At 61.4% G+C, this 22,096-nt stretch carries 20 protein-coding genes; 6 read left to right on the forward strand and 14 right to left on the reverse strand.

The genetic code is table 11. The annotated features are described in order from the left end of the window. Together SH809_17305 and cruF are read right to left on the reverse strand one after the other, a co-directional pair. A partial coding sequence (locus SH809_17305; GenBank protein ID MDZ4701473.1) for a hypothetical protein occupies positions 1–189 on the reverse strand: 189 nt, incomplete at its 3' end. Positions 190–244: 55 nt separating this feature from the next. Continuing rightward, positions 245–1,081 (reverse strand): bisanhydrobacterioruberin hydratase CruF, encoded by an 837-nt coding sequence (gene cruF / locus SH809_17310; protein MDZ4701474.1) that lies wholly within the window; start codon positions 1,079–1,081, stop codon positions 245–247. A gap of 73 nt (positions 1,082–1,154) precedes the next feature. Here cruF and SH809_17315 point away from each other — a divergent pair, with 73 nt between their 5' ends. Beyond that, the gene (locus SH809_17315; GenBank protein ID MDZ4701475.1) at positions 1,155–1,835 is read left to right on the forward strand and encodes a WbqC family protein; all 681 of its coding nucleotides are present in this window, start codon (positions 1,155–1,157) and stop codon (positions 1,833–1,835) included. A gap of 15 nt (positions 1,836–1,850) precedes the next feature. On the opposite strand, the gene SH809_17320 is transcribed toward SH809_17315, so the two are convergent. The 4 genes from SH809_17320 to SH809_17335 all read right to left on the reverse strand — a co-directional run bounded on the left by SH809_17320 (position 1,851) and on the right by SH809_17335 (position 6,472). Next, on the reverse strand, positions 1,851–2,750 hold the full coding sequence (locus SH809_17320; GenBank protein MDZ4701476.1) for a sugar phosphate isomerase/epimerase family protein: 900 nt from the start codon (positions 2,748–2,750) through the stop codon (positions 1,851–1,853). Between the two features lie 10 nt (positions 2,751–2,760). Then, positions 2,761–4,074 (reverse strand): Gfo/Idh/MocA family oxidoreductase, encoded by a 1,314-nt coding sequence (locus tag SH809_17325; GenBank protein MDZ4701477.1) that lies wholly within the window; start codon positions 4,072–4,074, stop codon positions 2,761–2,763. 195 nt (positions 4,075–4,269) lie between these two features. Beyond that, a complete protein-coding gene (locus tag SH809_17330) occupies positions 4,270–4,497 on the reverse strand; it encodes a hypothetical protein (GenBank protein MDZ4701478.1) in 228 nt (75 codons plus the stop codon). 163 nt (positions 4,498–4,660) lie between these two features. Beyond that, entirely contained in the window at positions 4,661–6,472 is a 1,812-nt protein-coding gene (locus SH809_17335) for a hypothetical protein (GenBank protein MDZ4701479.1), read from the reverse strand. A 314-nt stretch (positions 6,473–6,786) separates the two neighbouring features. Here SH809_17335 and SH809_17340 point away from each other — a divergent pair, with 314 nt between their 5' ends. Continuing rightward, complete coding sequence (locus tag SH809_17340) at positions 6,787–7,836, forward strand: hypothetical protein (GenBank protein MDZ4701480.1); 1,050 nt, start codon at positions 6,787–6,789, stop codon at positions 7,834–7,836. A gap of 10 nt (positions 7,837–7,846) precedes the next feature. Here SH809_17340 and SH809_17345 read toward each other — a convergent pair whose 3' ends face one another. The 4 genes from SH809_17345 to SH809_17360 all read right to left on the reverse strand — a co-directional run bounded on the left by SH809_17345 (position 7,847) and on the right by SH809_17360 (position 14,016). Then, positions 7,847–9,676, reverse strand: coding sequence for a CocE/NonD family hydrolase (locus tag SH809_17345; GenBank protein ID MDZ4701481.1), 1,830 nt, complete (start codon positions 9,674–9,676; stop codon positions 7,847–7,849). A 26-nt stretch (positions 9,677–9,702) separates the two neighbouring features. Beyond that, positions 9,703–12,279: a GH116 family glycosyl-hydrolase gene (locus SH809_17350; GenBank protein MDZ4701482.1), complete on the reverse strand. Its 2,577-nt coding sequence runs from the start codon at positions 12,277–12,279 to the stop codon at positions 9,703–9,705. A 148-nt stretch (positions 12,280–12,427) separates the two neighbouring features. After that, on the reverse strand, positions 12,428–13,423 hold the full coding sequence (locus SH809_17355) for an NAD-dependent epimerase/dehydratase family protein (protein ID MDZ4701483.1): 996 nt from the start codon (positions 13,421–13,423) through the stop codon (positions 12,428–12,430). Between the two features lie 257 nt (positions 13,424–13,680). Beyond that, positions 13,681–14,016: a hypothetical protein gene (locus SH809_17360; GenBank protein ID MDZ4701484.1), complete on the reverse strand. Its 336-nt coding sequence runs from the start codon at positions 14,014–14,016 to the stop codon at positions 13,681–13,683. Positions 14,017–14,254: 238 nt separating this feature from the next. On the opposite strand from SH809_17360, the gene SH809_17365 reads away from it, so the two are divergent. Then, complete coding sequence (locus tag SH809_17365; protein MDZ4701485.1) at positions 14,255–14,548, forward strand: acylphosphatase; 294 nt, start codon at positions 14,255–14,257, stop codon at positions 14,546–14,548. On the opposite strand, the gene SH809_17370 is transcribed toward SH809_17365, so the two are convergent. After that, positions 14,549–14,971 carry a hypothetical protein gene (locus SH809_17370; protein ID MDZ4701486.1) on the reverse strand — a complete coding sequence of 141 codons (423 nt, stop codon included), beginning with the start codon at positions 14,969–14,971 and terminating at the stop codon, positions 14,549–14,551. 379 nt (positions 14,972–15,350) lie between these two features. On the opposite strand from SH809_17370, the gene SH809_17375 reads away from it, so the two are divergent. Both SH809_17375 and SH809_17380 read left to right on the forward strand, forming a co-directional pair. Continuing rightward, on the forward strand, positions 15,351–17,015 hold the full coding sequence (locus SH809_17375; GenBank protein MDZ4701487.1) for an FAD-dependent oxidoreductase: 1,665 nt from the start codon (positions 15,351–15,353) through the stop codon (positions 17,013–17,015). 273 nt (positions 17,016–17,288) lie between these two features. Continuing rightward, positions 17,289–17,747 (forward strand): hypothetical protein, encoded by a 459-nt coding sequence (locus tag SH809_17380; protein ID MDZ4701488.1) that lies wholly within the window; start codon positions 17,289–17,291, stop codon positions 17,745–17,747. A gap of 205 nt (positions 17,748–17,952) precedes the next feature. Here the strand turns inward: SH809_17380 and SH809_17385 are convergent, their stop codons facing one another. Continuing rightward, positions 17,953–18,498, reverse strand: coding sequence for a hypothetical protein (locus SH809_17385; protein MDZ4701489.1), 546 nt, complete (start codon positions 18,496–18,498; stop codon positions 17,953–17,955). Positions 18,499–19,227: 729 nt separating this feature from the next. Between SH809_17385 and SH809_17390 the strand changes: the two genes are divergently transcribed. After that, positions 19,228–19,404 (forward strand): DUF6435 family protein, encoded by a 177-nt coding sequence (locus SH809_17390; protein ID MDZ4701490.1) that lies wholly within the window; start codon positions 19,228–19,230, stop codon positions 19,402–19,404. A 10-nt stretch (positions 19,405–19,414) separates the two neighbouring features. Here SH809_17390 and SH809_17395 read toward each other — a convergent pair whose 3' ends face one another. Then, the gene (locus SH809_17395; GenBank protein MDZ4701491.1) at positions 19,415–21,079 is read right to left on the reverse strand and encodes a hypothetical protein; all 1,665 of its coding nucleotides are present in this window, start codon (positions 21,077–21,079) and stop codon (positions 19,415–19,417) included. Between the two features lie 74 nt (positions 21,080–21,153). Then, positions 21,154–22,008: an amidohydrolase family protein gene (locus SH809_17400; protein MDZ4701492.1), complete on the reverse strand. Its 855-nt coding sequence runs from the start codon at positions 22,006–22,008 to the stop codon at positions 21,154–21,156. Between the last annotated feature and the right edge of the window lie 88 nt (positions 22,009–22,096).

A 22,096-nucleotide genomic window follows, 5' to 3' on the forward strand; every position in this document is an offset into this window, starting at 1 on the left:
CGCGACGGGCATACGCTTCGAACCTGGCAGTAGCTTCGCGGCGAAGGAGTAGGTGCGCGAATAGTACTGGAAGACGTTCCAGATATAGGCATCCTCCCAAGCGCGCCGCACCCGGTGCGGCGACGCCGAGGACGGGGAGCCCTCCGGCTCCATAAGAGATAACACCGGTGTTGTCGTAGCGTATTTCATGCGGGCAGTCGTCGTCGGTAGAGCCGGGCAAGGGCTGGTTACATCGTGGACGCCTTCAGGAAGTCAAGGCGACCGGCGACGGTTTACGGTCCGTTCGGCACAAGAAAAGCGGCACCGCCGTAGCGATGAGGCCGGCGGCGACGGCTCCGTAGAGTCCGTACAGCAGCGAAATGGTAAGGGGAAACGCGCAGTTGAGCAGGTAAAAAACAGGGCTCCACGCATGGAATAGCCGCTTGTCCTTGAAGAGCAGGCTATACACGCCCATGATGGCGAGCGAAACCACGAACCAGCCGGCCCAATTACTGAGCGGCATGCCATAAAAAAATCCTCCTTCGGGATACGTCCAGAACGGAAATGCGCGGCTCATCGCCGGGTCGAGCGAGACGTCCCACAGCACCATAAACGTCGCAGCCAGGGGCGCGCGGGTGAGGGTGTGAGGGGTGACGCGGCCGGCCAGCTCATAACTCACGATGGACATCGCAAACCACGACGGCGGGATGAAGTAAGGCACATGCTCCAGGATTTTGGGGCCCAGCCAGAACGTGTAAGCGTAGGGACCGAAGGGTACGCCGGTCGTGGTGCCGATGAGTTCACTCGCACCGCCGATGCCGCTGCCTACGAGGAAGGCCACAAAAGCCGTCTTCCATCCAAGCGACGGACCGTACAGGAAGAGGGCGATCAGCGGGAGGATTGCCATGTACGTCCAGGTTGGAAATTTGACAAGCGTAGGATAATATGGCCCGAACAGGGCCATGCTGGAAGGGATCAGGCGGAGCAGCAGGCTGCCGCCGATGCTGAATCCCATGGCGGCGATGAATGTAATGGCGAGCGCTCGGAGCCAGCGGTCCGCACGAGTCTGGCCGGCGGGGAGCCATGAGTAGGTTAACGTCATGGGGTGGTTGGATGTCTACCTGGGATAAATACGGTCGGGCGCCGGTGTGCCCGGCCCAGCAGCGATAGGGATCATGGTTGTTGTACTCGCCCCCGAATACCTTCCCGGATGCGCGTTTATGGCCATGATGCGGTGCGCGGATTGTGTGGTGCTTGCGGATACCTACCAGTATAGCCGGCAATCCTTCCACAATCGGGCCCGGGTACGGACCCCTCAGGGCTGGCAGTGGCTAACGGTGCCGTTGGTCGGCGGACAACACGGTAGGCCGATCAGGGAGACCGAGATCGACAACCGGACGCCCTGGCGCGAACGCCACGCTCGATCGATTCGCTACAACTACAGTTCGGCGCCGTTTTATGACTATTACATCGATCAGTTGCATCGGACCGCGCTGGCGGACGGTCAAACGCTGGGTGATCTGTGCTGCGGCGGCATCGAATGGCTGGCAAAAACGTTGGCTCCCGGGGCCACTGTGACACGCGCCTCTCATCTCGCTGGCGCGCCGGCTTCGCTCTCCGGGATCATCGACGCCCTCGGTCGCGGCGATGTGCTCCTGAGCGCCTCCCGGTACCGTCACGACGGCGGGGCCGTGAGCGACCCAACCATCGCCACGTTCGCCCTGGCGCCGTATCCGCAGAATTTCCCTGGATACGAGCCCAATATGTCAGTTATTGATCTGTTGTTTGCCTGTGGTCCCGATACCGGCCGCAGGTTGGATGCCGGCCTGACGATCGAGCGGATCCGCCGCCTGTGATGGTGGTGGTCAGGGTCAGACCGTAGGCAACACGCGGTCCATCCGCGCCGCGATATCGCGCAACCGCGAGGCGTTTCCGCCAGAGACTTCGGCGGCGGCCCAGCCGACGTAGCCGATATCGGCCAGCGCGGCATTCACCGCCGGCCAGTCGCAATCCCCTTCGCCGATCTCGACGCCAAACCCTTCCCACAACCCCTCGTCGTCGCGCTTTTTGCGGCTGAACTCCTTTACATCCAGCTTCAAGATGCGCGGCCCGAGGGTCCGGATCCAGTGTTCGGGCCAACCGAAGTTGACGATGTTGCCGATGTCGAAATGCGCGCCGATCCACGGGCTTTCGAATTCGTCGATGTACCGGGCCATTTCGAGCGGGCTCAGCAAGAACTGATTCCACACGTTCTCCAGGGCGATCTTGACGCCCAGCTCCCTGGCGAGCGGCAATACCTTACGGATTTCCGCCTGGGAGCGGGTGTAGGCATCGGCGTAGGAGACCTCCTGGGAGACGACGGCCGGCACCAAAAGCACGGTGGTCGCACCAAAGAGCCGCGCCTGGCGGAGCGCGTGTTCGAGTGCCGCGCGGCCTTCGTCGCGTACCGCCGGGTCGGGGTCGGACAATGTCTTGCGCCAGTGGACGGAATCCACGAGGCCGGGGATGACTAGCCCGGTCGCATCCCGCGCCGCGACGACCTCGGCGGGATCGAGGTCGCTCGGGCTGTCCAGTTCGGCGCCGTCGTACCCGATCTCTCTGAGCAGCTTGAACTTCTCCAGCACCGAAAGCGGCTCATCCACCATCCCGAACTTGAGCGCCTTGAGGATGCGCTTACGGGGGGCCGGGCGATACAGGGCCGGAAACGCCGGCGCCGCGGCGAGTGCGAGACTCATGCGGCCGGCGCCGGCGAGGAAGGTACGTCGATTCATCGGGGCGTGCTCACGAAAAGAGGCGTTCGACCTGGGTGATGCCGGGGACGGCCACCGGCGCTTCGGCCAGCGAGCCGAAGGCGAATGTGTCCGGCACCAGTTTCTGTTCGGACTTCATGAGCTGCTCCCAGGTGACTTCCTGGCCGGTGTAGCAGGCTTCACGCCCGAGGATGGCGGTCATCGTGCTGTAGGCGACGTGTTTCGCTTCGTTCAGCGGCTGGCCGGCGCGGATGCTCGCGATCAGATCCGTATGCTCCTGCACGTACGGGTTGTTGCCCTTTTCAGGATGCTCGAAGATGACCTTGCCCTTGTGCGAAGTGAGGCGGGAGAAGTCCGGATGGATGTCCGCCACGCCCTCCGTGCCGATGATGCGGTTCGACACGTTCGTGTAGCAGTTTTCCATCTGCCGGCACATGGCCGTCACGCGCACCTCGTTGGCATAGGTGTACTGGATGTTGAAGTTGTCCCAGATGTGGCCAAACGAAGGATCGACGCGCGCCTGCCGGCCGCCCGATCCGATCGCGCTCACCGGAGGGCCCTGCATCACCCAGTCGATCGTATCCAGATTGTGCACGAACTGTTCGACAATGTGGTCGCCCGAAAGCCAGGTGAAATAGTACCAGTTGCGGCATTGCCACTCCATGTCGGACATGCCGGGTTTCCGCGGACGCAGCCAGATGGGGCCGGTCAGGTAATATTCCGCCGCGCTGACGACTTCGCCGATTCTGCCCTCGTGGATGCGCTTGATGGCTTCCACGTAGCTGGGCTGCCGGCGGTACTGCGTGCCAGCGACGATTGAAAGGCCCTTGGCCATCGCCATCTCACCGGATTCGATCACCGACCGGACCCCGCTCGGGTCGACCGCGCAGGGTTTTTCGACGAACACGTGTTTCCCGGCTTCGACGGCGTACCGCAGATGGATCGGCCGGAAACCGGGCGGTGTCGCGAGGATGACGAGGTCCACGTCGCTATCGATGACGTGTTTATAGGCGTCGAATCCGCTGAAGATGCGGTCGTCGGTGACTTTGTAGCCTTCGCCGAGAGCCTCCTTTAGATCCTCGCGGCGCTCTTCGATCCGGTCCCGGAAGAGGTCTCCGATGGCGACGATTTCTACGCCTTCGGCGGATTCGAAGCAGTCCCGCGCCGCGCCCGACCCGCGTCCGCCCGCGCCGACCAGGCCGACTCGGATGACGTCCGATCCGCCGGCATACGCAAAGTTGCCCGAGGTCATCAGGCTGGCCGAGAGGCCGGTTGTGGCGGCGGCCGCCGTCTTTAGAAAATCACGCCGCGAGAACGGATTGAGGATGCGCTGATTACCGTGCACGGGGATACCTCGGAAGGGTTACGGATGAGAGGATGGAACCGCGGGTGTAGGCAGGCCTGCGAGGCCAAGCGGGCTCCTTTGAACCTGCGCTCAATAAACGAACGAAACCAGCAGTGAGGCAATAAAAAACCCTGCCCATGCAGCATGGACAGGGTGAATAATCGGGCAGGGAGATCGTAGGCCGCCTGCCTACCTTCAATTCTGCGTGGTGTACTGATGGTACTTGTGCCAGATCCGCGTAGCCTCGAGGCTGTTTCCAAACGGTGAACCGTGTTTTTCATACACTTTGTTCATCGTCGTGTGGAGACGCTGGAGCGCTGTGTCGAGCGCCTTTACCTGGAGCTTGAGCCGGCCGTTGGCTTCGCGCAACGATCGCAGTGCGGATTCGAGCTTCTCGATGTTGACGTTGCTGTTCGCTTTCATAGGTTCGTCGAGATCCCGTGTTGATTGAGTGCGGAATAAGGATACGACAACCCACTTTCCGCAGCCATGCGCCGACGGCGCATCGGGGTTCGACTAACGGCTCAAAACAGGGCTAATGGCTTTTATTAGCCAAGGTCCCTGCGAATCTGCGATCTTTAATCGCTTAATCGTGATTTACGGGGTTTCCGGACTCGCCGGCCGCCCACGCCCGTTGCCAGGTGCCAAGATGAATCAGGCCGAGCGCGTTTCCACCAAAGGCGCCCATGGTGGCGATGGCCGCGGCATTGGTCGAAAGGGATACATCCGGGCCGATTGTGAGGTCGAGACCGTAGTCCGCCGAAGTGATGGTGTCGAGCAGGTCCGCCATCTCCTCTTTAAAATCTTCGATTTCGTCTCGACGGCGATGCCAGTACAGTGGCGCCTCATACACCAGTTTTCCATCCCCGAGGCGGACGCGCAGCGTGAGGTCTCCCATCCTATCGGGCGTACCCCAGGTACAGTTGGTCGCCCAGGTGCGTGTCTTTGTGATGGAATTGTAGGCACAATTTGGATAGGCATCTTCGCTGTCCCACAGACGATTCAGGGCGCTGAGCCGTGTGACCACGATGTCCAGATACACGAGGTCCTTGATCCTGAAAGGCTGCGAGACATACGCGCTGCCGGCGGAGCGAAGGTTCGGGTCAAAGCCGGCGGCGACGGGATAGGCATACCGTTCGCCATCGGCGAGCTCCATGGTCAGCAGTGCACGGCCATGGAAGTTGGCATTAAAAAGCTCGAGATAAATTTCAGCCGCCGGGTTGTAGGCAGAGAGAAAGGCATTGAATTTCGTGGCCGAAAGCGGCACGGCCGGCACGCCGTCCGTCCTGAACAGCACCTGCCAGCCGTGTATCCCGCTGTAGTCGTGTACATGGCTGTAATAAAGCCCGTCCTGCCCACTGGGCAAGGACCAGACGCCGGAGTAGTCGCGGAGGACGGAAACGTCCATATGGCCGAAGTTGGGCACGCCTTCCTGCATCGCCACAAGGCTGCCAGAAATCGTCACCAATCCGCCCAGGTCCACGTACGGGTTAAGGTTGGTCGATGGCGGTCTTACGAGCACGATCCCCGTCCAATCAAACGTGATTTCGGGCAGGACGCGGAAGTTGCCCTCGATCACCAGCACCCCTACCCCGCTTAAATCGTTGCTGAGGGTTACATCACCTTTTACCGTGAGCACTTCATATCCATCCGCGGCGCCGAACGAGGCCCCCACATCCGCGATGTCGGTCACGACCTGATTTTTCTCCGGATAACTCCCGACATACGAGGCGACGGCCTGACTGACCTGGTCCGGGAAGTAGACGCCGCTCGAATGATCGTAGGCATCACGCTCGATCTGGGTGACGGGCAAGATATCCACAAGCAGGTGGCCACTATTGGACAGGGCGCTGGACAGATCGTTTTGAAGATCCGACCACCCGAGGCCGATCTGGCCGAGGCTATCGATGGTGCCCAACTCCGCGACCAGCATGGTATCCAGGTCGTGCAGGCTCTGATCGTCCAGCACGACATAGTCCACATCGAGTGTTGCCAGCGGGGCGATCTCGACATTCAGATTGGCGGCCTTCACCTGCAGCCCCTGCGCGGCGTACGTGTTCCACTCGTACCGGCTTCGGATTTCGTGGGCGGTGCCGCGGTATTCGGCCAGGACGGTGTAGTCGAGCCCATTTCCGTTCCGCGTGTAGTTCAGAATCCGGTACGACCCGCCGGCCTGCTCTACGCTGTCGAAGGGCGCGTGCATCCCCGTACCGTTCGTCGATACCCAGTGGGACAACACCACCTTCCGCGCCTCGAGCGCCATATCTCGCGCCACGAGGCTGTTTTGATGGGTGGACGTGTGAGCCTCGGCTTCGAGGTTCGTCAGGCGCGAACTGTTTTGCAGCGTGACGATAAGTACGGCCAGCGCAAGCGCGGCGATTACGGCTCCTTTACCCATGGTTGTGGCGGACGGGTGCAGCTAAAAGGGAGGGCGCTACCAGTATAACCCCCGGCCACACACTCGATCATGCGTAAGCGGATGGTTGGCGAGACGTCTCCAGCGCAATACCATGAGAGGGTAATGACGGGTGGGGTGACGAGATAATGACGGCGAATTCTTCCGGGTGATCGGGTGTGTGTGAGGAATGCCCTCAATGGCATGGTGTTTGAGTTTTCGTAACCGACAGCGCGTTCACCTCTCGCGGCTCGTCTTCGCCGGCAGCGCATCGGACACAGTCCCTTCTCATCACGTTTTCATCTCACAAAGCTATCGTGGAAAAGCCCTCCCTACACGATCTCACTGTCCTTCTCGCCGCCATCCGTCAGCTGCACGAGCAGATCCGCGATCGCGTCGTGGCGGCCTGTGAGCAGTCCGATACGGATCATCTCTCCGATGTCGCGGACGAAACGGACGAGGATACGATTTATCAGATCGACCGCGTCGGTGAAGCTGAACTGGCGCCCTTTCTTGAACGCCATGTCGCACCTCATTTCCCGGTTATCCTCATCGCCGAAGGCCTGGCCGGGGGCCAGATGGTGCTCCCGCACGGCGCTTCGGAAGACGAAGCGCCGTGGCGGATCATCATGGATCCTATCGACGGAACCCGTGGCCTGATGTATCAGAAACGCAGCGCCTGGATCCTGACGGGCGTGGCCCCAAACCGGGGACCGGAGACATCGCTGGGCGATATCGTGCTGGCTGTGCAGACGGAGATTCCGCTGGTGAAGCAGCATTTGTGCGACACGCTCTGGGCCATCCGGGGGGAAGGCGCGCAGGCAGAACGGTACAACCGACTCACGGGCGAGCGCCGGCCCCTGACGCTGCGTCCCTCGCGCGCCACGACGATCGAACACGGGTTCTCCACGATCTCCCGGTTTTTCCCCGGCGGTCGAGACGTGCTCGCTGCAATCGATGACGCGCTCGTCGAAACACTGCTGGGGCCGGTACAGCCCGGTAGGGCGCATTGTTTTGAGGACCAATACATCGCGACCGGCGGCCAGTTGTACGAGTTGATGACCGGGCACGACCGCTTCGTGGCCGACCTCCGTCCGTATCTCGCGGCGCTCCTATCCGAACGCGGCGAATCCAACGGCATCTGCTGTCATCCCTATGATCTGTGCACGATGCTCATCGCGCAGGAACTCGGGATCCATATTGTCGATCCGGCCGGCGGCCCGGTCGATGCCCCGCTGCGGCTCGTGTACGACGTAGCGTGGGCCGGCTATGCCAATGGCGCCCTCTACGAGCGCATCGAACCGGTGTTAACCGACCTGCTCCAGCGCTGGCACATGATCGATGCCCTGGCCACGTCACAGGCCTGACCTGTTGGGCTCAGTTAGCGACGGCGGAGATATGGAGCGCGTGTGATGCGTCGAGGGCGTCGTACAGCGCGCGAATCCACTCCGCCAGAGGGCCTTCCGGAAGGTGGGTGAGGGTGAGCGGGGCCGGCGCGATGAGGGCAACGGCGGTGCGAAGATCGCCGGCACGGCGGATCAGGGGTATGGGCAGATGGGCGAGGAAGTCCTCATCATCCGAAAAATCGACCCCATTCAGGTGGATCGTGGCGGTTCGGACGTGCGGCGACAGCGCGCGGGCAAACAGCGTCCAGACCCCGGCCTCATCGAGTCCGATCACCTCTACCCGCTCGATCCCCTCTCGGGCCCCGAGCGCATCAAGTGCGCGCTGGATCGCGCGGATCTGGCGGACGGGCATCGTCGCGTTGTAGGTCGTGGAGTACTCGATGGAATCGGGCGGGTGCGGGGGATCGGGAAGCGGGGAGAGGACTGCGACGAGCCGGCCGCCGATCTGGTGCTGACGGGCCAGAGACCGCGCCGTACGGGCGGACGCCGCGGCGCCGGAGTGGACGATGAGTACCGCGGAATCGACCGCATCCGAGGGAGTCGGGGCGAAATACATCATCCGATCGGCCGTGTCGCTCGGAGCCTCATGAAGGACGTGGGTCAGCGCCTTCCCGTACAAGGTGCGATAGGCCTCGAGGGACGCCGCATCGACTGGGCGCGCCCGCTCGAACGCCTCTTCCGCCGCGGCTTTGTACTGACGGAAGAGGGCATCCGGGCCGGCGGGCGGACGGGGCAGATCGGCATGGAGGGTGTCGGCCGGCAGGAGACGGAGGTCGGCGGGTTCTGGCAGGGCGCCGTTGGCCGGCGTGAGCCACCGCGCAAACCAGTCATACACTGCGGCCCGGCTCTCGGCGTTGTAGTTGTGCGGGTAACCGAGGTGTACGTTCGCCACCCGATCGGCGGCGCCGTGGAGGGTGTAAATAGCCTGGATGGCCGGGAATTCCACGTCGGGCGTGTTCACCGTCCAGTCGCCGGCGGTCGAAATCATCATGAGCGGCCGTGGCGCGGCCAGGGCGCCGATCTCCACATTCTGGGCGTCGATCCGCAAGAGCGGGCTGTTTTCGCAGATACATCCGCCCTGGAAGTGCGCCGAGATCATATTCACGGGCGCGGCGACGCGAATACGGGGGTCGATCGCGGTGAGCATGAACGTCTGCGTCCCACCCCCCGAGGCGCCGGTCATGCCGATCCGTTCGGCGCTGACCTCCGGCAGGGCGCTCAGGTAGTCCAGCGCGCGTCGGCTATTCCAGAGTTGGAGGCCCATCGCGGAGAAACCCCACAGCTGGTAGAGCGGGTCATCGAAACGATGAGGAAAGCGGCCGGCCGTTTCGTTGTAGCCGATCATCGAATACGAGAAAACGACGTAGCCCTGCCGCGCAAACGAGATGGCGCGGCCGGGGATCGAGGCGATGTCGGTGTGTTCGAACCGGCCGTTTTCCCAGTGTCCGTGCGCCGACAGGATGGCGGGAAAGGGGCCTGTGCCCTCGGCAGGCCGGTACAGGGTACCCGTCAGGAAGAACCCCGGCCAGGTTTCCAGGGCGATGGCCTGGACGCTGTATCCGTCGCCCCGCGTGATTTCAGAAACACGCGGGCGGAGCGGCGTCGCCTCGGGCATTGGATGGAGACCATTGCTGACGAGGATATGATCGCGCAGCCAGGCAGCGCGGGATTCCCACTCGGCGAACGACGCATACGTCGCGGGGGTATGCGCATGATCCAGATGGTTGGCCGATTGGCTTGCGGCCGGCGCGGCGAAACCCAAACACAGGGCAATCGCGGTGAGCAGATAGCGGAGCTTCATGGGGGTGAGGAGTCCGGTTGGAAAGATCATCCGATGCGTACGGCCTGCCCGGCTTCGAGGAGCACATCGCGCTGGACCACTTCGCCTCCGATCCGTAGTTCTTCGAGGATGAGTCGGCCGCTGGATATCTCTACGGTGTAGCGCCCGCCGCCGCGTACGTCCAGTACGCCGCGGGCCGTGGGGATGGCGAATGGGATGCGATACGGCGCGTCGATGCGGGGCTCAAACGTCAGGCGCCTGGCTACGGCATCGTATTGCTGACCGGAAAGGGCCAGCGGCAGGAGCCACAGGGCGAGGTGCGCGGGATGATGGGAGTATGCCCAGGGGCTGCCATCCCAGCCGGCTTGCATCTCAAACACATTCCAGGGGTCGCGGAGCGTACGGTACTGATGAGCCGCGGCTCGTTCCGCGCCTTCGAGGGTACGGCGCGGATCGATTTCGAGCCAAATGCCCAGCGCCGCGCTGTTGTAGGTAGCCGCCTGCCAGACGACGGAGTCCGTCGGCCCGCCCCGTCCATCGGCGAGGAATCGGTAAGGCTTTTCGGAGGAAAGGGCGTCTGCGTCGTTGCCGGCGTGGCGCATGGCCAGCAGGCCGTACGGGGACGCGTTGTCCCTGAGTTCTTTTCGGATATGGCTTCGCGCCCGATCGAGTGGGATGGGGAGATCGATCTCCAGCTGGAAACACCAAAGCAGACCATACAGCGTATCGGCCTGGAGCGCGTCCGTGGTCGGTTCGTCGGCGGTACGCCAGGCGCGGTAATGATCGCCGGTCCAGAACGCTTCGTCGAACGCCTTGGAGGCGGTCGTTAGCTGATCTTTCAGCGAGGACGCGAAGGCTGTGTCGCCGGCGAGGGCCGCCATGCGGAGCGCCGCCTGGCCGGCGGCGAGGTGCAGCATTGAGCCGTAAGCCGCGAGATCCTTACGGTCGTATTGCCACCACCGGTAGAGGGAGTCCAGTCGGTCCGGCAATTCGAGCCGCGCCGCACGCTCCAACTGCCAACCCATCGCCTTACGGGCATGGGGCCACAGTTCGGCGAACACACCCCGGTCTCCAGTGGCTCGAAGGTGGGCATAGACCTGGAGGATAAACGCCGGGGCGTTATCGCTATGCACAGGCCCGTGCGCGCCGTCAAAGGGGGTACGCCGGCCCATGCCCAGGGAGGCCGGCAGGCTTCCGTCGTCGTGTTGCACCGCCGCATAGGCGCGGAGGTGGTCGCGGAGGATATCCGGAAAAAAGAGGGCGAGCGGCATGGCCCGGTGGAGGCTCGTGGGCAGACCGGAAAGCGAAGGAGCGGCAAAGGTGTCCCAGAATCGCCAGTGCTGCGTGCCGGTGAAGACGGCCGATTTGGCGAGGATGGACGGACTGTTGGCCAGGGCGTCTTGCAACGCATCGGGCATGGAATTGTCGAAACAGAGCGCCTGCCAGGTCGAGAGGCTGTTCCATACGTCCGGCAGGCGGTCGATAAACGCCTTCGCGGCGTCCGGAGCCGACGTATGGCGGCCGGCATACCCCTGTCCGATGTTGGCGCCGTTAAACGTTCGGTTCGGAAAATGCCAGCTGAGCACAAACGTCACCGCCTGTGTGGCGCCGGGTTCGACGACCGCGCGCGCGGCCGCGGCGCCGTGGTCGAATAACCCCATCGAAATCTGACCGTCGAACGTGCCCGCTTTCTCGAAGATCTCCCAGATCTCACCGAGTTCGCTGGCCACCATGCTGCTCAGGTTGAAGCCCGTGACCGTTTCGAGCGTCATCGTGCCGGCGTCCGGCGTATCGCCGTTCCGTGTGAGCGTGATGCCGCGTTGGAGGCGGAAGGTACCCTGCGTATGGTTTGGCAGATTACACATGACCGAGGCATCCACCGGGGCATTGCCCGGGTTATGCAGCAGGAGCGTGAACCCCAGGGCGGGGGTGTTGCTGAAGGCCGGATCGTTGAGGATAAACGGCGAATACGCATACCAGGCGACATCGAGTGGCAGGCCCTCGGCCTGTGGTACGAGGCGGGCGACGGGATACGCGCCGGCAAATGCCATCCGGTCGACCCCCGGAAGCTCTCCGGGAGGCTGGGTGCGGAGCGTCCAGGCGCGCGGGGCCTCCGTGCCCCGTTGTGTACGCAGGCCGACAAAAAAGTCCTCCACATCTACTTTCTCCTCGGTGCTGGCCGGCGAGCCATTGAAGATCTGCCAGTCTCGAAGGCTGCCATCGGCCCGGATTTCGATGGTGCCGCCTCCCATTCCCCCCAGGGGCAAGCCGGATCGCATCCCGATAGGGGGGGCGACGAGCCGGCGAACCTCCTCCGAACCGGTCGATTGCGCGAGATAGGGCAGCGATCCCTTGACATGCCAGGCTCCGGCGGATTCGGCGATGTGGACAGGTTGGGGCGCGAACTCGAAGCGCATGTCCTTCGACACGACGCCCTGGTGCATAAAACGCAGCGCCGCCAGTGGATGGTCGCTGTTGAAGGTGTCGGCAACGGATGCGGATTCCGTGGTGCGTGCACCCGATAATAGACCACAGCCGGCAAAAAAAGACGAGGCAAGAGGGAGCGAGGCGACCTGCAGAAAGTGGCGACGGGTGATGGAAGATCGAATGGGGGCTCCTTTCATGAAATGGCGAGGGGCTTTGCGATGCAGAGGCGGGGGCGGGCAGAAGTTCGGAAATGCCAGGCAAAAATGCTGCACGGGCACACGTAATAAGTAGCTGACGCCTGTTTCATGGATGGATCGATGCCGACGGGGCCGTATGGGTCGTTATTCAGAGCCAACCCTGCTGGCGGTACCAGGCCAGGGTGGCGGCCATGCCGGCCTCCAGCGGGGTGGCCGGCGAAAATCCGATCAATCGGCGCGCCTTTTCGGCCGAACAGGTCCAGTAAGGCGCCATGCCCAGAGCCACCTTCTGGCTATTGACCACCGATACCTGGCCGGTGAGGCGTGAAACCGCGTCGCCGAGGAGACCAGTGGCGCGTACGATCGGCGCTGGAATCTCCCATTCGAAACGCATAGGCGCCTCCAGGGCCCGGGCCATTGCGCGGTATACTTCCGGCCATCCTATATCTTCTTCATTCGTCATAAAAAAGACCTGGTCGCGGGCGGCTTCGCTGTAGGTGGCCTGAATAAGTCCCGAAACCAGGTCGTCGACGAAGATGGTGGCGAGCCGGTTGTTCCGGTTCGCGGGATACAAGCCGGCCCCCAGCCGCAGTTGTTTGAACAACTTCAGAAAATCGACATCCCGAGGTCCGTACACGGCCGACGGGCGCACGATCGTGAACGGCGACGCACCCGCCTGATCGGATAGCAGTTGTTCGGCTTCCAGTTTACTGATGCCGTAAACATCGAAAGGTTCGGCGGGGTCCGACTCGGACCTGGGGCGACCAGGGCCGGGGGCGGGGCCCGCGGCCGCCTGGGAAGACACGAGTACAAATCGCTTTAGCGGGGGCGCTACGGACTTGATGGCCTTGAGCAGGGAAGCGACCGGCTCCACGTTTCCTTCCCGAAAGCTATCGAGCGACAGCGCCTTGGTGACGCCGGCGAGGTGAATCAGATAGCCGGCCCCCTCCAGTGCCCCGGACGCCGCGATGCTCTCCGGCCGCCGGTAATCCACTACATAGGGGGTAATGCCCGGAGGAGCGCCGGCGTCTGGAGAGCGGACCAGCGCCCGTACTTCCGCGTGCTGGCCTGCTTCGTGGGTGAGCAGCGTGGTTGCAAGCCGGCTACCGATAAAACCGTTTGTACCTGTTACGACAAAGACCATGTGGGGGCGGCGAAGGAGGGTGTGGTACAAAACTAATGCACAAAAAATCGCTTATTCTGGCGCACAGGAGGCCATTTTTAAAAAAGTGGAAAAAAAGTACAGATGGTCTGTAACGAAACGAAATGGGAGGGCACTAAACGACGCTTGCAGTACTGATCATGGGATTGGCTCTACCGGGTGGAGGTAGGGCCTTTCTCAGTTTATAGGGGTCTGGTATTAGAGCCCGGTACTCCAGAGGCGGCTCTATAATCCGCACATCACGCGGCCAGGAGGCAACGGTCGATTTCAAGACGCTGCACATAGGCGCCCAGCAGGTCGGCCGCAAAATTATTCCCTGCGCGAACGACCGCACGTACCCCTTCCGGATGACCGACGGTCAATAGTCCATCAGCTCCTCGTTGCCATCGCCAGGCGCGGGAGTCTAGAGCGAGTAAAACGGCCATTTGGATGGCGCCGGCCTGGCGCCAGGTAATCGTTCCACGGGAGGGCTCCAGCGATTCATGCTGACCCGGTGGGCCGAAATAAATCCGGCGTCCATCGTTGTGACACCACGCTGGTTCGAGAGCAGCCCATCGGTTGAGTAGTGCGATCATGTAGTAATAAAAGGCCTGGTTCGTAGTGGAGGATGGAGGGTTGTTTCGGGATCATCATCCATCGAAATACCCGTAGAGGAGATCATGGGAGCTGACCATGACGGGTAACGATGGTACACGTACGGGTCCGACTACAGGTAGGAGCTTTTGCTCGGAGGCGTGGTATGGATGGCGCATTCGCCTGAGTCGGCGTCGGGACATGCGGGCACCATGAAACCACACCTTACACCAAATGTCTATGGAACTTCAACGCATAGCCAGAGAATGGGTGGTGTACGGTCGGGTTCAGGGCGTGGGCTTCCGTGCGTTTACCGCGCAATGCGCCCGGGCGTACGGGGTTGTAGGTTGGGTGGGCAACAGGCCCGACGGAGCGGTCGTGGTGACAGCCGAAGGAAGCAGGGAAGGCATGCGTGCGCTTGAAGCGCGACTACGACGCGGTCCCTCGATGGCGCGTGTTGATCGATTTGAGGAAGCGGCGCGAGAGCCGGAAGGATATGCCGATTTCCGGATTCGCTCGATCGGGCCGGCCTGACTATTCGCTGCGGGGGAAGAGGATGATATCCTTGCCATCGTAGCCGAATCCGGAGAAGTCGACTTCCAGGACCATCGCATAGGTCGTGCTGAAATCCCGCAAGACCTGGCCCACGATGGTGCCCGTGTTGAATTCACTGTCCAGCTCCAGCTCCACGCGGTCGTTGTTCAGCGAGCCCGTAAACGCGATGCTGTACACGTCCGACGTACCCACCCGCCGGCCCGGGGTTTCGACGGTCCCGGAGCCTGTCAGCCGGCCATCCTTGTTCTTGATCTCGATCTCAAGTTGGCAACAGGCGCCCGAAACGGCCGCGACGGTACTCGACCAGTTGCCATTGACAATGCTCGATTCGTCGCTGAGACGGAAGGCGTCGCATCCGCCGGCGACGACAAGCAGCACACTCAACAGGAAAAGCCGTTTCATGGTGGCACAGGCTATTGCTCTCAGAAAAATCGAAAGGATCGGACGTGTAAGATCGTTTCGGCGGGTGCAACGTGCAAGCCGGCAACCGAGCTATCGCGCCCTTCACTCTGTGCAAAACGCTCCGGCTAGCCGAAAGGTTCTCCATTCACCTGTAACGCGATGGATGTGCCCACTTAAAGTGATGGTTTAGTAGAAAAGACGGACCTCCGGAATCCGTGAAGCTCCCTTGTGGAATTGCCAACCAGTCGCTAAGCTTAGCTGGGGATCGTACGGACGCGGAGTGCGCCGCACCGGAGATCGCCCGGGCAGACGAGCCAGCGAACAGCGACCTCCGGGATGGCTGGCGCGTGATGCCGGATTGTATGAAGCAGAACGACCCATGAGACTGGCCTTCCTGTTCGTGGCGGCCGTGGGGATGGTAGCGGAGGTGGTGGCGCCGGTTCAGGCACGCGCCCTTCCACCGCGGATATCCCCCGCCGATACCACCACGGTTTTTGATCTGGTCATTTACGGCTGTACATCGGCCGGCATCGCGGCTGCCGTGCAGGGGCGGCGGATGGACCGAAGTGTCATTGTTGTCTGTCCCGAACGTCACCTGGGGGGATTGACCTCCTCGGGCCTGGGTTGGACGGATTCGGGTGTAAAGGAGGCCATTGGAGGGATAGCGCGCGGGTTCTATCGCCGCGTGAAAGCGCATTACGATGGGCCTGATGCCTGGGGATTCCAGGACCCCGCTTCGTTCGCGGGGTACGACACGGAGAACGATGCGATCTGGATGTTCGAGCCCCGGGTAGCCGAACTCACCTTCGAGGCGATCGTGGCTGAACACGGCATCGATATCCGCAGGGACGCCTGGCTCGATCGCGAACGAGGGGTCGTAAAAGAAGGCGCCACGGTGGTTTCGATTTCGATGCTCGACGGCGCCACCTATCGGGGGCGTATGTTCATCGATGCGACGTACGAAGGGGACCTCATGGCCGCCGCCGGCATCAGCTATACGGTCGGGCGTGAATCCAATAGTACCTACGGCGAGATGCTAAACGGCGTGCAGACGCGCAACGCCATCAAGCACCAGTTCGACCGCCCCGTGGATGCGTACATCATTCCGGGAAAGCCGGAGAGCGGGCTGTTGCCGCGTATTCAGGGGCGCGACCCCGGTAAAGAGGGGGAAGGAGATCACCGAATCCAGGCCTACACGTACCGGATGTGCCTGACCAATGTGCCAGAGAACCGGGTGCCGTTTCCGAAGCCGGCTGGCTACGATCCGATGCACTACGAATTGCTGGCGCGATACCTCGATCTGGGGTGGCGCGAAGTATTCGCGAAGTTCGACTCCATCCCCAACAACAAGACCGACACCAACAACCATGGCGCGTTTTCGACGGACAACATCGGGATGAACTACGCCTATCCCGAGGCCTCCTACGAGGAGCGTCGGGCGATCCTGCGTGAGCATATCGAATACCAACAGGGGCTCCTCTGGTTTCTGGCGAACGACCCGCGGGTGCCGGCGGACGTCCAGCAAGCCATGAGTGTGTGGGGCCTGGCGAAGGACGAGTTCGTCGACAACGGTCACTGGCCATACCAGATCTACATCCGCGAGGCTCGGCGTATGGTGAGTGACTTCGTGGCGACGGAAATGCATCTGCGCAGCATCCGAGCGACGCCCCGGCCGATCGGCATGGGCTCCTACAATATGGACTCCCACAATGTCCAACGATATGTCGATACCAACGGATTTGTGCGGAACGAAGGAGACATTCAGGTAAACCCGGGCGGTCCGTACGCCATCAGTTACGGCGCCATCGTCCCCCGGGCGTCAGAGGCGACGAATGTGCTTGTCCCTGTCGCCGTCTCGGCCTCGCATATCGCCTACGGGTCGATCCGGATGGAGCCTGTGTTTATGATCCTCGGCCAGTCCGCCGCTACGGCCGCGGCGCTGGCGCTGGAGGCCGGCGTAGGGGTTCAGGACGTGCGATACAGCGTCTTGGAAGCGCGACTGTTGGCGGATGGACAGGTGTTGGGCCTGCCTCGCGAGAACTGATCACAACGATTGAGCGGCAGGCGCTTGGTGCTGGAAACGCTTCTGATGGAGATTGATCCCTGTCGCGGGGTGCTAATTATATTAGGTTATCGTGAAGAAACCGCTTACAATGTTAAGTGATTATTATGTAAGCCCTTCCTGGTCGAAACATTAGTGGGGTCCCGGGTCTATTGAGAGCAGTGACATCGGCGGGCGTGCGACCGCCCGCCGGCGTCGGTAGACACTCCATCCTGTTGGAGGAGTGGCCTTTTACAAGACAAAGAGGATACACCCATGAAGAATAGAAAGCTCCCGCTTACCGCGCTGCTATCAATGATGGCCGTCATTCCGGCGGCGGCGCAGACCCTCGTGGCTGATTCGGAGCCGTATGTCAACCAGTACATTACAAACGGCACGGAGGCCTATGGTCCCCTGTGGTGGGACGCGCTGGCATCTGAACTGGTGTTGGGCGTTGCTCGGCCGGTTGGAGAAGTCGACGAGGCGGCGTTGCAGAATGTCATCTTCTTCGCGGAGGTACACGGCAAGCGTCTGAACCTCAAGCCGGCAGTTCCGTACCTGCTCGCCGTTTATCGCGACGATGAACGCGAGGGGACACGTATCATGGCGCTGGCTGCATTACATGCAATCGGCAATCGCGCCGCGATGGACGACCTGCGTGATGGCATCGCCCGGGAGCATTCGCCTCGTGTGAAACGTCTCACGGTGGCGGCATTATCGGCATACTACCGGTAGACCGTTCGTATGGACAACATAACAACACCCCCTGTGCACGTCGCGAATCGCTTGCCCTTCGGCCCCCCGAACGATGGGCGAGCGAGGGTACATTGTGCACAGGGGGCTTGTTGGGACTAACATAAGGATCTGCCCTCGCGCCCGCATAGGCCGATTGGCTGAACTTTACGTATCACCGTACGCTAGTTCGATCATCCAGGCGATCTCATTTCGCCTCCCCTTCAACTTCCGCCGGCTCTTCCACGACCAGGTTCATATCCTGCAGTGCCGCAGAAATATTGGGGAACGAATCGTCATAAAGCTGGACGGCCATTTCTTGCAACGAAGAGCGCCCGGAGCCGTTGGCGGCGGGTAATGTGCCCTTTGCAATCGCCACGCACGCTTTCCAGAGCGATGCACGCAAGCCCCATTTGTTGATGGAGTACCGGGTGCCCGTGCGTTTGCCACCCCGTTGGATGGATACCTGGAGATGGGCTAGAGGCCCTTCGCTCCCTTCAACGAAGGTAAGGCTCAGACCAGGAACGCCGGTCTTCACGTGTTTTGAGCCTGATTCCACCGTGCGAGAGGCGAGTTTCGGCGCATCTTTTAGCTTTTCATCGCGCCACGCAACGGCTTTCGCGAGGGCCTCCTCCTTGCCACCATGGACACCGTCGGAGAATAATTTCGAACAGGGGTTCGACTTCCGTCGAATTCGGACCCACCATCCGTGCGTCTTCTGGTAATCCAGACGCGTGATGTGTTGTAGTGACATGTCTATCGGAATGTCTAGGGTAAGAAGCGGACGCTGCGGCGATCTGGTAGCGATGTATGCCGCAGTGTCTATGTGGGTTATAGGGGTAGATGTTCAGGGGTAGTGTGCGTAGTCGAGCCTACCAGCGCCGGCGAATCAGAACGAACGGCCCTCGTGAGTTGTCGGTCAGACGAGTAGATTGCGATCCTTTATGAAGGATGGACTCGGCTAATAGAGCGGCTGAACATACATATTAATGCCGCATATCCTCAAATGGTTGCATAGAAAATTCTAGCAAAAAATTGAGGGGACGTCACGTAATGGGATGATATTTCGGAAACGATTGTCGATCTTTCGGTTCAACAACAAGCAATCTGCAAAATGAGCGATTCAATTCAGAACAAACTATCCGATGATATCGCGGAAAAAGCAGATATGATTCGGAAGAAATATCAGTACCGCCGGCTCATCATGAAGAGGAAGACATCGCTCTCCCACGCAAGTGCGGTCCGCCTCATTGGGCCGGACAGCGCCTATCATCTCTACCGCCACATTTCCAGAGACTCAAGGCCGTTCGGCCCCTTTGACGCCACGGAATGAGCCGTAGACTGCATGCTGTTGGGTCGTATCGCTGAATGGGTAGTTCGAATAGGTACAGCCTTACGGCGCCGTGTTCCATAGTCAATCTTCCCTGCCACAGGTATCCGGCGCACCCTGCCTGGAGATCCTGCGGACCAATCCATGTACGCCATGTTTTCCTTTTTCAAGAAGGATCCCACCCGCGGGCTCGAAAAGAAGTACCGCGCCCTCCTCGAGCAAGCCCGCGACGCCCAGCGAGGCGGCGACATCAAACGATATGCAGAACTGACCGGTCAGGCAGAGGACGTCCTGCGGAGCATCGAGGCACTACGAAAGCCATCCGATTGAGCCGGCTCCGCTAGAATCCGAAGTGTCGCCCGAGCCAGTAGGGTAGAAGCCAGAAAGTAGGAGCTTCTTCGGTTGTACCTGCAGCGCCTCCGTCGGCGGTGTATGGGTTGCCATTGTGTTTCATGACCCTGCGTTCATCCGGGGCGAGGACATACACCAGGTCGGCCAGGCCATGTCGGTCGGGCGATCGGTTGAGGCGAACATCGGTTCGATGGCTGTTGGAGACACTCCATTCGATGAGATCGAGTGGCGTGCGGGCGAGGGTGAGCCGGCTTTCTGCGGCCAGGCGCGGCGTGAGCGGCCCGGCGCCGAGCGCGGCAGCCATATAATTCCACAGCGCGTTGCGCTCCGGCTGCACCTGAGACCAGGTGAAGCGCAGGGTTTCGATATAGGTCGCTCGTAGCGCCGGGTCCTGTTCGTATGAAAGCAGGGGAAAGATGGCCAGGAAATACAGTTCGTCGTCCGAATAGTTGATCTCCCATTCCTGGCTGCCCCAGCGGCGGTATTCGAGCGTGAAGTGCGCATACCCTCGGTTTACCCGATCGAGATAGGCGTGCTGGTAGATCGAGTCTCCAGTGATATGATAGGTCGTTTTCAGGATCGCCAGTAACTCGAGTGCACGCAGAGCGCGCTCGTAGTCGCCCTCGGGGGTAGCGAAGTACTCCTCGTTCCAGCGCCCCCAGCGGGTAGGGAGGCCGTCGATATCGATCAGGTCGTAGTTGTTGGCCATGAGGTAATCGCTGAGCCGGCGCACATAGGTCCGGATTTCCTCCTTTTCGGCCTCATTGGCCACGAGGTCAAAATAGATGGCGTAGCCGTAATAGTGACCAACGGTTTCGTCCGAGCTGGTATCGCTTTTCCACTCCAGATCGGCGCCAGGCACGCGGTGCCACTCGCCATTGTCTTGATGGGGCGCGGGCTCGTCGAGCCGTCTGTACGTGCGGGCATAATAGCCGGGGATGGGATCGATCGTTTCAAGCCGCATGAGCGCGCGGAGCGAGCGTTCGGCGTTGATGCGCGCGGTGGCGTCGCCCGTGACCCTGAAGCGATAGGCGTGCGCGGCGAGGTACATCGCTGTCCATAAGCCGTCGTTGTCGTCGTCGCTGGTGACGCTGGAGGCGAGGTCGCCGGGGGTGAGCAGCTTCGAGCGCGAGACGAAGCCATGGCGGACGTGGCGCGCTTCGACCACGGCATCGAATCGGCCGGCCTTCTCCGCAAAGGTCATCGGCTCAAACGCAATCCGCGAAACCCCGGTGGACGTCCGGACCCAGGCGGTTTCGAAGGGCGCCTGGGCGACGACGATCTGCCGGACGGAGTCGTCCGACAGCCAGCGTTTGCCGGCGAAATACTGCCAGCGTTCCCATCGTTCGGTGGCGGCCGGGTCGAACCGAGCCGCCCCCTGCGGGCCGCCCAGCCAGAGCACCCCGGCCGGCGTGCGCGCCAGTATCCGGAGCCCTTCCACCGGGCCGCGTTCGGCATGGCTCCAGGGCTCGCCGGCGCCCTCGACGCGTACCGCGTACGGAATCGATGCGTCGTCGATCGAATACGAGGTGGCGGTCTTCTGGAAAAACACGCCGTCAAGCGTCTGGGCCAGCGCCGCGCCGGGGACGATGAAGGCGAGTAGAAGGAGGAGGCGTTGAACGTTCTTTCGTTGAACGTTTAATGGCGAAACCATGGTGGGTACGGCGATGGCGTGATCTAAAAAATAGGAAGGACGCTCAGCGTTTTAAACGTTCAACGCGCTCTCGTTTACAGCCGGTAGAATGCCCGCGCATTCTCCGCGTACAGTTTCTGAACATCTGTCTTTGAGGCGGTTTTGATCGATTTGGCGAGTGTTTCTACCCACCGCGCGTACCTGGTGGCCTGGGATGCGACGGGCCAGTCACTGCCGTACATCACGCGGTCCCATCCAAAGCATTCGATTACGTGTTCAATGTAGGGCGCGAGGTCGGCGAGTGTCCATGCGTCATGATCGGCTTCCGTCACGAGGCCTGATAGTTTGCACCACGTATTGGGTAGCCGGGCGAAGACCTCCATCAACTCGTCCCACGGAGACAGGATGTGGCTCTTGATAAACGGCTTGCCAATATGGTCCAAGACAAAGCGGACGTTCGGGCACTGTTCGACGAGTGTAATCGCATTGCGGAATTGATCGTCTCCCTTGATGCATAGTTCGAAGTGCAGGTTATACTCGGCCAGCATCCGGACGCCGTCGACAAATGCCGGCTGGAGGCAGAACCAGGGATCGGGCTCGAACTGGATGATGCGTCGGACCCCCTTTACGAGTGGATTGGCGGCGAGGCGGGCCACGTCTTTGCGGGCGTCTTCGCCGCGTTCAAGGGGCGCCCAGGGAACGATGCCGGCGATGCGGGGATCGGTCATGGCGAGGTCCGTCACCCAGTCCGCTTCCGCCTGAGACTGAGAGGGGTCGGCTTCGCACTGAACGAAGACCATTTTTTCGACCTCGATCGGTGCGGCTGCGGCGTAGAAGTCCGCCAGCACGTGCGGTTTGTTGAGCAGCGGAAGGTCGTCCAGCCAACGGTAGCGGAGCCTGCCCGGGTCCCACAGATGGAGGTGGGTGTCGATGATAGTGTGTGCAAACATGGGTCTGGATGCATGTGGAGCGAGAATGATGAAAGCGATTGGCCGATCGTCCTGTGTTTGGTATTCTACGGCTGTTCGAGAACACCAA

This window comes from Rhodothermales bacterium (assembly GCA_034439735.1).
Lineage (GTDB): Bacteria > Bacteroidota > Rhodothermia > Rhodothermales > JAHQVL01 > JAWKNW01.

What these genes read in the sequence shown, in the direction of transcription:
- cruF (MDZ4701474.1), bottom strand. Translation starts at nt 1,081, where the DNA reads ATGACGTTAACCTACTCATGGCTCCCCGCCGGCCAGACTCGTGCGGAC.
- SH809_17315 (MDZ4701475.1), top strand. Translation starts at nt 1,155, where the DNA reads ATGGTTGTTGTACTCGCCCCCGAATACCTTCCCGGATGCGCGTTTATG.
- SH809_17320 (MDZ4701476.1), bottom strand. Translation starts at nt 2,750, where the DNA reads ATGAATCGACGTACCTTCCTCGCCGGCGCCGGCCGCATGAGTCTCGCA.
- SH809_17330 (MDZ4701478.1), bottom strand. Translation starts at nt 4,497, where the DNA reads ATGAAAGCGAACAGCAACGTCAACATCGAGAAGCTCGAATCCGCACTG.
- SH809_17335 (MDZ4701479.1), bottom strand. Translation starts at nt 6,472, where the DNA reads ATGGGTAAAGGAGCCGTAATCGCCGCGCTTGCGCTGGCCGTACTTATC.
- SH809_17345 (MDZ4701481.1), bottom strand. Translation starts at nt 9,676, where the DNA reads ATGAAGCTCCGCTATCTGCTCACCGCGATTGCCCTGTGTTTGGGTTTC.
- SH809_17350 (MDZ4701482.1), bottom strand. Translation starts at nt 12,279, where the DNA reads ATGAAAGGAGCCCCCATTCGATCTTCCATCACCCGTCGCCACTTTCTG.
- SH809_17355 (MDZ4701483.1), bottom strand. Translation starts at nt 13,423, where the DNA reads ATGGTCTTTGTCGTAACAGGTACAAACGGTTTTATCGGTAGCCGGCTT.
- SH809_17360 (MDZ4701484.1), bottom strand. Translation starts at nt 14,016, where the DNA reads ATGATCGCACTACTCAACCGATGGGCTGCTCTCGAACCAGCGTGGTGT.
- SH809_17365 (MDZ4701485.1), top strand. Translation starts at nt 14,255, where the DNA reads ATGGAACTTCAACGCATAGCCAGAGAATGGGTGGTGTACGGTCGGGTT.
- SH809_17370 (MDZ4701486.1), bottom strand. Translation starts at nt 14,971, where the DNA reads ATGAAACGGCTTTTCCTGTTGAGTGTGCTGCTTGTCGTCGCCGGCGGA.
- SH809_17375 (MDZ4701487.1), top strand. Translation starts at nt 15,351, where the DNA reads ATGAGACTGGCCTTCCTGTTCGTGGCGGCCGTGGGGATGGTAGCGGAG.
- SH809_17380 (MDZ4701488.1), top strand. Translation starts at nt 17,289, where the DNA reads ATGAAGAATAGAAAGCTCCCGCTTACCGCGCTGCTATCAATGATGGCC.
- SH809_17385 (MDZ4701489.1), bottom strand. Translation starts at nt 18,498, where the DNA reads ATGTCACTACAACACATCACGCGTCTGGATTACCAGAAGACGCACGGA.
- SH809_17390 (MDZ4701490.1), top strand. Translation starts at nt 19,228, where the DNA reads ATGTTTTCCTTTTTCAAGAAGGATCCCACCCGCGGGCTCGAAAAGAAG.
- SH809_17395 (MDZ4701491.1), bottom strand. Translation starts at nt 21,079, where the DNA reads ATGGTTTCGCCATTAAACGTTCAACGAAAGAACGTTCAACGCCTCCTC.
- SH809_17400 (MDZ4701492.1), bottom strand. Translation starts at nt 22,008, where the DNA reads ATGTTTGCACACACTATCATCGACACCCACCTCCATCTGTGGGACCCG.